The sequence below is a fragment of the Stenotrophomonas sp. NPDC047960 genome, assembly GCF_043204395.1.
GTDB lineage: Bacteria > Pseudomonadota > Gammaproteobacteria > Xanthomonadales > Xanthomonadaceae > Stenotrophomonas.
The window spans coordinates 381,760-393,606 of record NZ_JBIDBX010000001.1 but is presented as its reverse complement, the minus strand read 5'-3'; the positions used below and the strand labels follow the sequence as shown (position 1 = coordinate 393,606).

Sequence of the window (11,847 nt, the reverse complement as noted above, 5' to 3'; positions counted from 1 at the left end):
CGACAGGGCAATGACGCCGGTAGAGTCGGTTCCCGAACGACTGCACTGAACTCGTCTGCGTGCGACGAACGCATGACGCTTCCCCAAGGCCGACGCTGTTTACCGCGCTGGCGACCTTGGAGCGTCAGCACGGATGATCAGCATCGCATCGATCTTGCGGCCGTGTTCCAGGCTCAGGCGCAACGGCACTTCGCCGCCGTTTTTGAGCGGCACTTCCGGCTGCATCAACATCAGGTGCAGGCCGCCGGGTTTCAGCGCCACGCTCGCATTGGGCGCGATCGGCAAACGCTCCACCGCACGCATGCGGCTCACGCCGTTGACCAGCGTGGTTTCATGCAGCGACACCTCGCCGAACGCCTTGCTGCCCGCGGCCACCACGGTCACCGGCGCCTTGCAGCCGTTGTGGATCACGCCGTAGCCGGCCGCCATCGGCGCACTGCCCGGCGGCAACCGCACCCAGCCCTCGCGCACCGTCACACACGACGGCTCGGCCGCGGCGGCTGGAGCGTCGGCCGCACACATGGCCAACAATACGCACACGAATGGTTTGGTTATCATCGCCTCAGTTCCCTGCCCGCAACGAGATCGCAGCATGACGACGCTTATCGAGGTGATCAACCATGGCCCCATCCGCGAGCTGCGACTGGCGCGCCCGCCGGTCAATGCACTGGACACCGAGCTGTGCCGTCATCTGATCCATGCCATCAACCAGGCCATGGCCGATGACGTACACGGCATCGTGCTGTCGGGCAGCGAGCGCATTTTCAGCGCCGGCATGGACGTGCCGCACCTGCTCAGCCATGGCGAGGACCGGCACAAGCTGCTGGACAGCTGGCAGGCGTTCTTCGGCGCGGTGCGCACCCTGGCCGAAAGCCGCGTACCGGTGGTGGCGGCGCTGACCGGCCATGCGCCGGCCGGCGGCTGCGTGCTGGCGCTGTGCTGTGATTACCGGATCCTGGCGCGCAGCCCGGACCCGGCCCAGCCCACGGTGATCGGCCTGAACGAAGTGCAGGTGGGGCTGGTGGCGCCGGAAGGCATCCAGCGCCTGATGCGCCGGGTGGTCGGCCACCACCGCGCCTCCCAGCTGCTGATCGGCGGTGAGATGGTGCCGGCCGAACGCGCGCTGGAGATCGGCCTGGTGGATGAGCTGGCTGCCCCGGCCGACGTGGTGCCGCGCGCGGTAGCCTGGCTGGGCCGCCTGCTGAAGCTGCCGCGCCAGCCGATGCTGCTCACCCGCGCCATTGCCCGCGAAGACCTGCACGACGCCCTGCATGCCGACCTGATCCGGCTGGACCGGTTCGTCGAGGCCTGGTATGCCCCGGATGCGCAGCAGGCGTTGCAGGCGCTGGTAGCACGGCTGGGGAAAGCGTAAGCCAGGGCCACCCGACCAACGGTCGGGTGCTACCGGCCATGGGAGAGGTACCCGATCAACGGTCGGGTGCACCGGCGATGGGGTGGTGTCCGTGGTAGCGCCCGACCGTTGGTCGGGCGGCGGCGCACGGCGCCGGCGGTTGGCCACCACCGGTATAATTCCTGTCCGTCCCATCGCAGGCCGCCGCCTTGTCCCAGCCGCAAGAACCCGTCGTTTCCGAGCTGATCGACCTGCTCACGCTCGAGCGCCTGGAAGACAACCTGTTCCGGGGCCAGAGCCGTGACATCGGAACCAAGTACGTGTTCGGTGGCCAGGTGCTGGGCCAGGCCCTGTCGGCAGCGCAGGCCACCGTAGAGAACGGCCGGCATGTGCATTCGCTGCACGCCTATTTCCTGCGCGCCGGCAACATCGACCACCCGATCGTCTACGACGTGGACCGCACCCGCGATGGCGGCAGCTTCTCCGTGCGTCGGGTCACTGCAATCCAGCACGGCAAGGTGATCTTCTTCTGTGCTGCTTCGTTCCAGCAGGCCGAAAGCGGGGCCGAGCACCAGCACAAGATGCCTGAGGTGCCGCAGCCGGAAGACATCGAACCGAATCGCCCGCTGCCGCCTGAAGTGCTGGAGCGGCTGCCGATCAAGGTGCAGCGCTGGCTCTCACGCGGCGGCCCGTTCGAGTTCCGCCACGTATACCCGCGCGACGAACTGCACCCGCCCAAGCGCCCGCCCTACCACCAGGTGTGGCTGCGCCTGAATGAAACCGTGGGCGATGCGCCCGAACTGCACCAGGCGCTGCTGGCCTATGCGTCGGACTTCCACCTGCTGGGCACCGCGACCTTCCCGCACGGCATCAGTTATTACCAGCCGCACGTGCAGATGGCCTCGCTGGACCATGCGATCTGGTTCCACCGCCCGTTCCGTGCCGACGATTGGCTGCTCTATTCGCTGGACAGCCCCAGCGCACAGGATTCGCGCGGGTTGGCCCGTGGCCAGTTCTTCACCCGCAACGGCATACTGGTTGCCAGCACCGCGCAGGAAGGATTGATCCGCGTGGTGGATGACAGTGCCGCGGCCGCCGCCGTACCGGCCAAGGAATAAGTCGATATGCGTCAGATCTTCACCAGCCAGCGCGTGGAAACCGTGGAAGGCGTGGCCAAGCTGCTGCGCGATGCCGGCATCGAGGTGCGCATCACCAACGGCCGCTCGTACCACAGCAAGCGCGGCAGCCAGTTCAGTTACCTGGACACCAGCAAGGCCACCACCCACCCCACCCTATGGGTGGTGCACGCCGACGACCAGCCGCGTGCGCGTGAAATCCTGCGCGACGCCCGCCTGCTGGAAACCACCCGCCGCGACCACCCCACCGCCGAATTCGCCTTCCGCGACCAGGCTGCTGACATCGCCCCGCGCCGCAACTGGGCCTGGCGCATCCGCATCGGCCTGCTGCTGATCATCGCTGCCGTGGCGATGGTGGTGGTGATGCGCCACCGCGCGGCGCCCACGGTGGCACCGGCACCGGTGCAGCAGGCACAACCGCAGGCCCCGGCCACCCAACCGGCGCCGGAAGAGGAAGAGGTCCGCGTCCGGATCACGCCTCCGACGAACCAACCGTAAGCCCCGGTCACATTCCCCGCCCTACCCCGTCATGGTGTCACCACCCCGGGGACCGACGCCATGACCACGCTGCCGCTGACCGACACGCTGGACCGCGAACTGCCTGCCGCCGCCGGCGGTTGCCAGCAGTCGTACGGGCGCATCGTGCTGGCCTGCCAGAACACCGTGACCGCGATCGCGCTGGCGATCACCCGCGACGTGCAGGCCAGCGAGGACATCGCGCAGGAAGCCTTCATCAAGGGCTGGCAGCAGCTCAACCAGCTGCACAACCACGCCAGCTTCCTGCCCTGGCTGCGCCAGATCACCCGCAACCTGGCCCGCGACTGGCTGCGTGCCAACCGCGGCCGGCCGCTGTCGGGCGAGGCCGCCGAGATCGCGATCAGCATGGCCGCCGACCCCAGCCCCTCCGCGCCGGAGTACCTGCAGCGGGCAGAGGAGGAAGTGGCTGCCGGAGAGATCATCTCCGCGTTGCCCGAGGACAGCCGCGAGACGCTGCTGCTGTACTACCGCGAAGGCCAGAGCTCGCAGCAGGTGGCCAACCTGCTGGGGCTGAGCGATGCCGCCGTGCGCAAGCGCCTGTCGCGGGCGCGCGCCAGCGTACGCGGGGAAATGCTGCGCCGCTTCGGCGAGTTCGCGCGTGGCAGCGCGCCCAGCGCGGCCTTCGCGACCGCGGTGGTGTCGATGGTGATGGTGGCCGCACCGGGCACGGCAAGCGCGGCGATCCTGCTGGGCACCAGCGTGGGCGTGGGCAGCAGCAAGCTCGGCCTGGGCGGTGCCAGCCTGTCCGGCGGCGCGGCGATGGGCTCGCTGGGCGCGGCGGCCAGCCAGAGCCACCTGCTCGGCCCGGAGTTCAACTGGAGCATCGCCATCGTGGCGATGGCCGGCGGCGTGATCGGCAGCTACCTCGGTGGCCGCTACCTGCTCTGCTATACCCAGACACTGGCCGAGCGCGCGGCGGTGCATCGCTTCGTGCACTACAGCACGTTCACCGCGATGCTGGTCTGCGCGGCGGTGCTGGCGCTGACGGTGCTGAATGCACCGGTGTATCTGTCGCTGGCCGCGATGGTGCTGGGCACCGCCCTGGTGAACTACCAGATCCTGGTGCCGCTGCAACGGATCATGGCGCCGATGATCGCGCGTGATGCCGCACGCAAAGGACGCGCGGGACCCAGCTGGGTGTACCAGTCGATGTACGGACGGCCTGCTTTGCTGATCACCAACCTGGTGATCGTCGGCCTGATCGTGACCGTAGCCCGCGAGCGCGGGTTGATCTGACACATGAGAAAGCGCCGGTCGGTGACCGGCGCTTTTTTGGGTTGCCGGGCAGGGCCCGGCACAACGTTACTTTGCCTTCGGCGGCATCGGCGGCTTGTCGCCGCGGTGTTCCGCGCGCGGGCCACCGAACGGGCCCTTGGCCGCGTCGAACTCGGCCTTGCTGAGCTGGCCGTCCTTGTTGGTGTCAGCCGCGGCGAACCACGCGTCACGGTGCTGCTTCATGCCCAGCTCGCGGTCGGCCTTGTCCAGGTAGCCGTCCTTGTTGAGGTCCATCTGGTCGAACCGCGCGGCCAGCTTCGGGTCGGCCTTGGCTTCATCGCGGCTGATCCGGCCGTCCTTGTTCGCGTCCAGCTTTTCGAGGCGCTCATGCCCGCCACCCGGGCCACGCCCGTGACGCTTGCCATGCCAGCGCGGCAGTTCCTCGCGGGACAGCTTGCCGTCCTTGTTGGTGTCCAGGCTGTCGAACTTTTCGGCCAGGCGCGGCGCCTTGGCGGCCTCGGCACGGTCAACAAAACCGTCGCCATTGGTGTCCAGCGCCGCGCGGGCCGGCTTGGCGGGCGTGGCCGGGGTATCGGCGGCCACCGCCAGGCCGGCAGCGCCGGTGGTCATCAGCAGGGCCAGCAGCAGAAGGGGTCTGCGGTTGCGCATGGGTCACTCCGGTGTTTGGGGGATGCTTCGTGCGGTGCGTTGGCACCCACGGGAGAGAAAACGCGCCGGCGCCGGCGGCGTTGACAGCCCCACCGGCCGTGTTCATTCGCCAGACAGTCGCGGCACCTGCGACGCCCCGGCGCTATGCTGTGGACATGGCGATCCACACCGACCGCGACGACGAGCTGCGCCTGTTCCAGACCGGGGACCACCCCTGTGGCTACTGGCCGGAGCGGGCTGCGCGCGACCTGGTGCTGGACCCGCACGACCAGCGGCTGGGCACGCTGTACCCGATGGCGCTCAGCTGGGGCTTCCGCCGCTCCGGCGACCTGGTCTACCGCCCGCACTGCGCCAACTGCCATGCCTGCGTGTCGGTGCGGGTGCCGGTGGCCCGTTTCGCACCCGACCGCAGCCAGCGCCGCTGCCTGGCGCGCAACGACGACCTGGAAGTGCGCATCGTGGCTGCCGAACAGACCGATGAACAGTTCGCGCTGTACCACCGCTACCTCACCCACCGCCACGCGCAGGGCGGCATGGACGAACACGGCCCGCACGAGTTCGACCAGTTCCTGATCGGGCAGTGGTCGCAGGGCCGCTTCCTGGAAATCCGCGGGCCGTCCGAAGAGGGCCACCGGGGCCCGCTGCTGGCGGTTGCAGTCACCGATGTCACCCCGCAGGGGCTGTCGGCGGTGTACACCTTCTTCGACCCGGACCACGCCCACCGTGGACTGGGCACGTTCGCGATCCTGCAGCAGATCGCCTGGGCCCGGCGCGAGCAGCTGCCGCACCTGTACCTGGGCTACTGGATCCGCAACCATCGCAAGATGGACTACAAGCGCCGGTTCCGGCCGCTGGAGGCCTACGACGGCCGCCGCTGGCACGAGTTCGACGAGGCGCTGGACGGCATCTGACCCGCCATTGCAATGCGCGCCCGTGCAGAATAGCGGCATGAAAGCCCATCCCCTGATCCTTGCCCTGGGCCTGCTCTGCGGCGCCTGCGCCCAAACCCCGACCAAGACCGCCGCCATGCCGGAAGCCACCTCCGCGCCGCTGCGGATCGCCACCTACAACACCTCGCTGTACAGCGACGAGACCGGCGGGCTGATCGCCGAACTGGAAGGCGACAGCGCGCACGCACGCAAGATCGCCGCGGTGCTGCAGCAGGTCCGCCCGGACCTGGTGCTGCTCAACGAATTCGACTATGACGACGCCCACCGCGCCGCCGACCTGTTCCAGCAGCGCTACCTCGAGGTGGCCCAGCCGGGCGGCGGCGCGCCGCTGCACTTCGCCTACCGCTACCTGGCCCCGGTCAACACCGGCGTGCAGAGCGGGCTGGACCTGGACAACAACGGCCAGATCGGCGGCGACGGCCGCAACCGCGGCAACGATGCCTGGGGCTACGGCCTGCACCCGGGCCAGTACGGCATGCTGGTGCTGTCGCGGTACCCGATCGACGAGGCCAAGGTGCGCAGCTTCCAGCTGCTGAAGTGGAGCACGCTGCCCGGCGCGCTGCGCCCGATCGACCCGCGCAGCGGCAAGTCGTTCTACAACGACCACGTGTGGTCGCAGCTGCGGCTGTCGTCCAAGTCGCATTGGGACGTGCCGGTGACCACGCCCAACGGTGTGGTGCATGCGCTGGTCTCGCACCCGACCCCGCCGGTGTTCGACGGCCCGGAAAAGCGCAACGCGGCGCGCAACCACGACGAACTGCGGCTGTGGCAGGAATACCTGGCCGCTGGCGACAAGCCGTGGCTGTGCGATGACAAGGGCACGTGCGGCGGGCTGGCACAGGATGCGCGCTTCGTGATCCTGGGCGACCTCAACAACGACCCGGTGGATGGCGATGGCCGCCACGAGGCGATCGTGGAGCTGATCGAAAACGCGCGCGTGCTGCGTTACCCGACCCCGCGCAGCGTGGGTGCCGAACAGACCAGCCAGGCCTATGCCGAGAAGGGCATCGTGCGGCGTGGCGCGCCGTTCCACGCCACCGGCGATTTCGGCCCGAAATCCGGCACGATGCGGCTGGATTACGTGCTGCCGTCGGTGGGCTTCAGCTACATCGGCAGCGGCGTGTTCTGGCCGGCGAATGAAACGCCGGAAGCAAAGATCGCCGACGGCAGCGACCACCACCTGGTGTGGGTGGACGTGAAGTAACCCGTACCGACCAACGGTCGGTACCTACCGCCAGTTCGACACACGCACCGGCCGACGGTAGGCGACGACCGTTGGTCGTCGCCCCGTCGACATCAAGGACGCAATTCGACCCCGATCGCTTCGGCCGCCTCGCGCGCGATCCTCCGCGCCTGGTCGATATCCTCGCCGCGCGCCAGGGTCACACCCACGCGGCGGTGGCCGTGCACGCTGGGCTTGCCGAACAGGCGCAGCGCCGTGTCCGGATGTACCAGCGCCGCTTCCACGTTGCTGAAGACCGGCACGCCTTCGCCGTGCGCCAGCATCGCGCACGATGCCGATGGGCCGCTCTGGCGGATCAGCGGGATCGGCAGACCCAGGATGGCGCGCGCGTGCAACGCGAATTCGCTCAGCTCCTGCGAGGCCAGCGTGACCAGGCCGGTGTCGTGCGGGCGCGGCGAGACTTCGCTGAACCACACCTCGTCGCCCTTCACGAACAGCTCCACCCCGAACAGGCCCCAGCCGCCCAGATCGTCGGTGATCGCCTGAGAGATCTCTTCCGCACGCGCCAGCGCGGCCGGCGACATCGGCTGCGGCTGCCAGCTTTCGCGGTAGTCGCCGTCCTTCTGCCAATGCCCGATCGGCGCGCAGAACGAAGTGCCACCGGCATGGCGCACGGTCAGCAGGGTGATCTCGTAATCGAAATCGATGAAGCCTTCCACGATGCAGCGGCCGGCACCGGCACGGCCGCCGGTCTGCGCGTATTCCCAGGCCGCTGCGATGTCGGCCTCGCTGCGCAGCGTGCTCTGGCCCTTGCCCGAGGAGGACATCACCGGCTTGACCACGCACGGCAGCCCGATCGCCGCCACGGCGGCGCGGTACTCGGCTTCGGTGTCCACGAAGCGGTACGGCGAGGTCGGCAGGCCCAGGGTTTCGGCGGCCAGGCGGCGGATGCCTTCACGGTCCATGGTCAGGCGCGCCGCACGTGCCGTGGGCACCACCCGCTGGCCGGTTTCCTGCTCCAGCTGGACCAGGGTTTCGGTGTGGATGGCTTCGATCTCGGGGACGATCAGGTGCGGCTTTTCCTCGGCGATCAGCGCGCGCAGGGCCATCGCATCGAGCATGTCGACCACGTGCGAACGGTGCGCCACCTGCATGGCCGGCGCATTGGCGTAGCGGTCCGCGGCGATGACTTCCACCCCCAGACGCTGCAGCTCGATGGCGACCTCCTTGCCCAGTTCGCCCGAGCCCAGCAGCAGGACGCGGGTGGCGGAGAGGGACAGCGGCGTGCCGAGCGTGATCATGGCGATATTCCGGACATCAAAGCGAGGGAAGGCATTGTAGAGCCACCCCTTGGGTGGCTGCGATGGGTCAAGACCAGGGCAGTTGCATATCTGATATCAATTTGATATCACTAACTCAAACTCACCCAGCAAAGGATGCCCCGCCATGAAAGAAAAGCCCGTCCGCTCGCTCTCCGGCCTGCCCTTCCTGCTGGGCGTCCTCGTCCTGCTGGCCGTGGCGGCGTGGCTGTTCTTCTCAGGCGTGGAGCGCGGCAACGTGAACCTGGGGCTGGTGCTGGGCGGCCTGCTGCTGGGCTTCGTCGCCCTGCTCAGCCTGACCGGCCTGTACACGGTGCAGCCCAACCAGGCCGCGGTCCTGAGCCTGTTCGGCAAGTACATCGGCACCGTCAAGGACAACGGCCTGCGCTGGAACAACCCGTTCTTCAGCAAGAAGAAGGTCAGCCAGCGCGTGCGCAACTTTGAAAGCGGCAAGCTCAAGGTCAACGAGCTCGATGGCAGCCCGATCGAGATCGCCGCAGTGATCGTCTGGCAGGTGGTGGACGCCTCCGAGGCGGTCTACAACGTGGACGACTACGAGAGCTTCGTGCACATCCAGTCCGAATCGGCACTGCGCGCGATGGCCACCAGCTACCCCTACGACCAGCACGAGGACGGCCAGCTGTCGCTGCGCAGCCACGCCGCTGAAATATCCCAGCACCTCAAGGACGAACTGGCCGAACGCCTGGCCGACGCCGGTGTGCAGGTGCTCGACGCGCGCATCAGCCACTTGGCCTATGCCCCCGAAATCGCCCAGGCGATGCTGCAGCGCCAGCAGGCCAACGCGGTGATCGCCGCGCGCACGCGGATCGTGGCCGGTGCGGTGGGCATGGTCGAAATGGCGCTGGCCGAACTGCAGAAGAACAACGTGGTGCAGCTGGATGAGGAGCGCAAGGCGCAGATGGTGGGCAACCTGCTCACCGTACTGTGCTCGGACCGCGGCACCCAGCCGATCGTCAACGCCGGCTCGTTGTACTGAGAATGAGTGAAAAGAAAGCCTACCCGCTGCGGATCAATGCCGACGTGCTGGCAGCGGCGCAGCGCTGGGCCGACGATGAGCTGCGCAGCCTCAACGCGCAGATCGAGTACGTGCTGCGCGACGCACTGCGCAAGGCGGGACGCCTTCCCAAACCCAAACAAGACCCGGAGAGCAAGGAATGAGCAAGCGCTGGAGCTATCTGACCGTTGAAGTAAAGCCTTCGTGGACCGGGCTGAAGCCGGAGGAGATACAGACCGAGCTCAACCGCCAGGGTCAGCTTGGCTGGGAGCTGGTCAATGCGTTGGTGCCTACCCCCATGGGCGTGGCGCTGCTGGTGTTCAAGAAGGAAATTTGACATGGCTGGTGCCGCCACCGAGTTTGCCGTCGCCCCTGCGCCGATCTGGCGCCTGCTGTGGCTGTGGGTGCCGCTGCTGGGCATCGCCGTGCTGATCGTGAGCACCACGCTGCAGCACGAACAGCGAACGCCGATGGAACTCGGCTATACCGTGCCGTTCCTGTTGCTGCTGATGGGCGTGCTCAGCTGGGCCTTCTTCCGCCGCCGCATCCAGCTCCAGCACGGCGAACTGGTGGTTACTTCCACGTTCTACCGCCGCCGCACCGCTGTGTCCTCGCTGCAGCTGGACAAGGCGCGCATCGTGGACCTGGCCGAGCACACCGAGTTGAAGCCCGGTCTGAAGATCAACGGCTATGGCATGCCCGGTTTCCAGTCCGGCCATTACCGCATGGGCGACCGGCGCAAGGCGTTCTGCCTGATCACCGACGCCAGCCGCGTGCTGTATCTGCCGCTGCGCGATGACAGCGTGCTGCTGCTCAGCCCGGAACAGCCCCGGGCGCTGCTGGATGCGCTGAACGCGCAGGCCACGCGCTAAGCTGGGGACATGCGCCGCTACCCTGCCCTGCTGATCAATACCGCCGACATCGAACTGTGGCCCGGCGGCCTGCTGCGTGCGCGCAGCAACGCCGATGCACGGGCGCTGGCGCGGGCCCGCTGGGTGCTGCGGCGCAAGCGTGATGGGCAGTACCTGGCCGCCGCCACCGCGCACGGACTGCTGCCACTGGTGCCGCACCTGATGCGCGAGCCGGGGATCGAGCAAGCGCTCGATGCCCTGGACCTGGCGCTGCATGGAACGCAGCGCGCCCATGCAGCCGAAGCCCTGCTCCCGCTCAGCGGACTGCAGGATCGACTGGAACAGCTGGGCATCGATGCGGCGCGCTATGAGCAGGACACCGCGCTGGCGCTGGAAGCCGAACCGGAACGGCTGGCGCTGGCCGGCTTCGACCGTTACCGCCGCCCGCTATGGCTGCAGCCGGGCGCCGCGCGCGCCTGGCAGCGCATGCAGCAGCAGGCCGCGCGCGAGGGCATCGTGCTGGAGGCCATCTCGGGCTACCGCAGCCACGATTACCAGCTGGGCATCTTCGCGCGCAAACGCGCGCGTGGGCTGGACGTGGACGCGATCCTGCAGGTCAACGCCGCACCGGGCTACAGCGAGCACCACAGCGGGCGGGCGCTGGATATCAGCAGCCCCGGGGAACCGCCGGCGGAGGAGAGCTTCGAGGCGACTGCGGCGTTCGCGTGGCTGCTGGAGCACGCGGGCGGCTACGGCTTCCACCTGAGCTACCCTCGCGACAACCCCCACGGCATCGTGTATGAGCCGTGGCATTGGTGCTGGTCCGGATTCGACCGGTAGAGCCACGCCGTGCGTGGCTGGTTTCAGTCGAAGTCCCTTGGACACGCAGGGCGTGTCCCTACGCGGCGATTGCCCGTGCGCAGCGGGGTTCCGTGCGGCGGTCGGTCAATCCTGGGAGCGATTGGTGGTGGTATTGGGGCTTTCGGTGAAGTCGGCGATGCGCCAGAGGTACAGGCTGGCGTAGGTCCGGAACGGGCCCCATTTCTCGCCGCGTGCGGCCAGCTCCTTTGGGGTCGGCATCAGCTCTGCCTTGTCCACCCTCTGGGCGCCCTTGCGTACGCCCAGGTCGTCGATCGGCAGGATGTCGGGACGACCGAGCCGGAACATCAGCATCATTTCCACGGTCCAGCGGCCGATGCCGCGGATCGGCACCAGTGCGTCGATGATCGCGTCGTGCGGCATCACCGACATCCGCCGCAGGTCGGGAATCTCGCCAGCCGCCTCGCGCCGGGCCAAGTCACGCAGGGCCAGCGCCTTGTTACCGGAGACGCCGCAGGTGCGCAGGCCGGGGTCGTCGATCCGCGCCAGGGTGTCGGCGTGCAGGCGGGTGCTGCCGATGGCGGCCTCCACCCGGCCCACGATGGTGGACGCGGCCTTGCCGCTGAGCTGCTGGAACAGGATCGCGCGGGCCAGCGCATCCACCGGGTCGAAGCTGCGCGCCCAGCCGGGCGGCGCCTCCACGGGCCCGAGCCGCTTCATCCACGCGCCCAGGCGACGGTCGCGACGCGAGAGCCAGTCGTGCGCCTCCTGTACGTCGAAACCGCGGCGGAAGCGCGGCATG

Annotated in this window: 15 protein-coding genes; 11 read left to right on the top strand and 4 right to left on the bottom strand. The window is 68.4% G+C overall.

What is annotated here, in order from left to right; all coding sequences use genetic code 11:
- Positions 1-99 precede the first annotated feature (99 nt).
- The gene (locus ACGFZ3_RS02065) at positions 100-558 is read right to left on the bottom strand and encodes a copper chaperone PCu(A)C (RefSeq protein ID WP_392915734.1); all 459 of its coding nucleotides are present in this window, start codon (positions 556-558) and stop codon (positions 100-102) included.
- 34 nt (positions 559-592) lie between these two features.
- On the opposite strand from ACGFZ3_RS02065, the gene ACGFZ3_RS02060 reads away from it, so the two are divergent.
- From ACGFZ3_RS02060 to ACGFZ3_RS02045, 4 genes are all read left to right on the top strand, one after another.
- Complete coding sequence (locus ACGFZ3_RS02060; protein WP_392915731.1) at positions 593-1,372, top strand: enoyl-CoA hydratase/isomerase family protein; 780 nt, start codon at positions 593-595, stop codon at positions 1,370-1,372.
- Between the two features lie 188 nt (positions 1,373-1,560).
- Positions 1,561-2,469 carry an acyl-CoA thioesterase II gene (gene tesB, locus ACGFZ3_RS02055; RefSeq protein ID WP_068850178.1) on the top strand — a complete coding sequence of 303 codons (909 nt, stop codon included), beginning with the start codon at positions 1,561-1,563 and terminating at the stop codon, positions 2,467-2,469.
- A gap of 6 nt (positions 2,470-2,475) precedes the next feature.
- Positions 2,476-2,985, top strand: a complete 510-nt coding sequence (locus tag ACGFZ3_RS02050; RefSeq protein ID WP_392915727.1) for a putative signal transducing protein — start codon at positions 2,476-2,478, stop codon at positions 2,983-2,985.
- 60 nt (positions 2,986-3,045) lie between these two features.
- The gene (locus tag ACGFZ3_RS02045; protein WP_392915724.1) at positions 3,046-4,260 is read left to right on the top strand and encodes an RNA polymerase sigma factor; all 1,215 of its coding nucleotides are present in this window, start codon (positions 3,046-3,048) and stop codon (positions 4,258-4,260) included.
- Positions 4,261-4,326: 66 nt separating this feature from the next.
- On the opposite strand, the gene ACGFZ3_RS02040 is transcribed toward ACGFZ3_RS02045, so the two are convergent.
- The gene (locus ACGFZ3_RS02040; protein ID WP_392915721.1) at positions 4,327-4,908 is read right to left on the bottom strand and encodes an EF-hand domain-containing protein; all 582 of its coding nucleotides are present in this window, start codon (positions 4,906-4,908) and stop codon (positions 4,327-4,329) included.
- A 155-nt stretch (positions 4,909-5,063) separates the two neighbouring features.
- On the opposite strand from ACGFZ3_RS02040, the gene ACGFZ3_RS02035 reads away from it, so the two are divergent.
- Together ACGFZ3_RS02035 and ACGFZ3_RS02030 are read left to right on the top strand one after the other, a co-directional pair.
- Positions 5,064-5,819, top strand: a complete 756-nt coding sequence (locus ACGFZ3_RS02035; protein ID WP_392915718.1) for an arginyltransferase — start codon at positions 5,064-5,066, stop codon at positions 5,817-5,819.
- A gap of 37 nt (positions 5,820-5,856) precedes the next feature.
- Positions 5,857-7,062, top strand: a complete 1,206-nt coding sequence (locus ACGFZ3_RS02030) for an endonuclease/exonuclease/phosphatase family protein (protein ID WP_392915715.1) — start codon at positions 5,857-5,859, stop codon at positions 7,060-7,062.
- 92 nt (positions 7,063-7,154) lie between these two features.
- Here ACGFZ3_RS02030 and purT read toward each other — a convergent pair whose 3' ends face one another.
- Positions 7,155-8,342, bottom strand: coding sequence for a formate-dependent phosphoribosylglycinamide formyltransferase (gene purT, locus ACGFZ3_RS02025; RefSeq protein WP_392915712.1), 1,188 nt, complete (start codon positions 8,340-8,342; stop codon positions 7,155-7,157).
- A 145-nt stretch (positions 8,343-8,487) separates the two neighbouring features.
- Between purT and ACGFZ3_RS02020 the strand changes: the two genes are divergently transcribed.
- From ACGFZ3_RS02020 to ACGFZ3_RS02000, 5 genes are read left to right on the top strand one after another with little or no spacing between them, the layout of a single operon-like run.
- Complete coding sequence (locus tag ACGFZ3_RS02020) at positions 8,488-9,357, top strand: SPFH domain-containing protein (protein ID WP_392915709.1); 870 nt, start codon at positions 8,488-8,490, stop codon at positions 9,355-9,357.
- Between the two features lie 2 nt (positions 9,358-9,359).
- Complete coding sequence (locus tag ACGFZ3_RS02015) at positions 9,360-9,539, top strand: Arc family DNA binding domain-containing protein (RefSeq protein WP_282247560.1); 180 nt, start codon at positions 9,360-9,362, stop codon at positions 9,537-9,539.
- Positions 9,536-9,712, top strand: coding sequence for a DUF4177 domain-containing protein (locus ACGFZ3_RS02010; RefSeq protein WP_392915705.1), 177 nt, complete (start codon positions 9,536-9,538; stop codon positions 9,710-9,712). The genes ACGFZ3_RS02015 and ACGFZ3_RS02010 overlap by 4 nt, the downstream gene beginning before the upstream one ends.
- 1 nt (position 9,713) lies before the next feature.
- Positions 9,714-10,247, top strand: coding sequence for a PH domain-containing protein (locus ACGFZ3_RS02005; RefSeq protein ID WP_392915702.1), 534 nt, complete (start codon positions 9,714-9,716; stop codon positions 10,245-10,247).
- Between the two features lie 9 nt (positions 10,248-10,256).
- On the top strand, positions 10,257-11,066 hold the full coding sequence (locus ACGFZ3_RS02000) for a M15 family metallopeptidase (RefSeq protein WP_392915699.1): 810 nt from the start codon (positions 10,257-10,259) through the stop codon (positions 11,064-11,066).
- A gap of 105 nt (positions 11,067-11,171) precedes the next feature.
- Here the strand turns inward: ACGFZ3_RS02000 and ACGFZ3_RS01995 are convergent, their stop codons facing one another.
- Positions 11,172-11,846, bottom strand: coding sequence for a DNA-3-methyladenine glycosylase family protein (locus ACGFZ3_RS01995; RefSeq protein WP_392915696.1), 675 nt, complete (start codon positions 11,844-11,846; stop codon positions 11,172-11,174).
- Position 11,847: the final 1 nt, after the last annotated feature.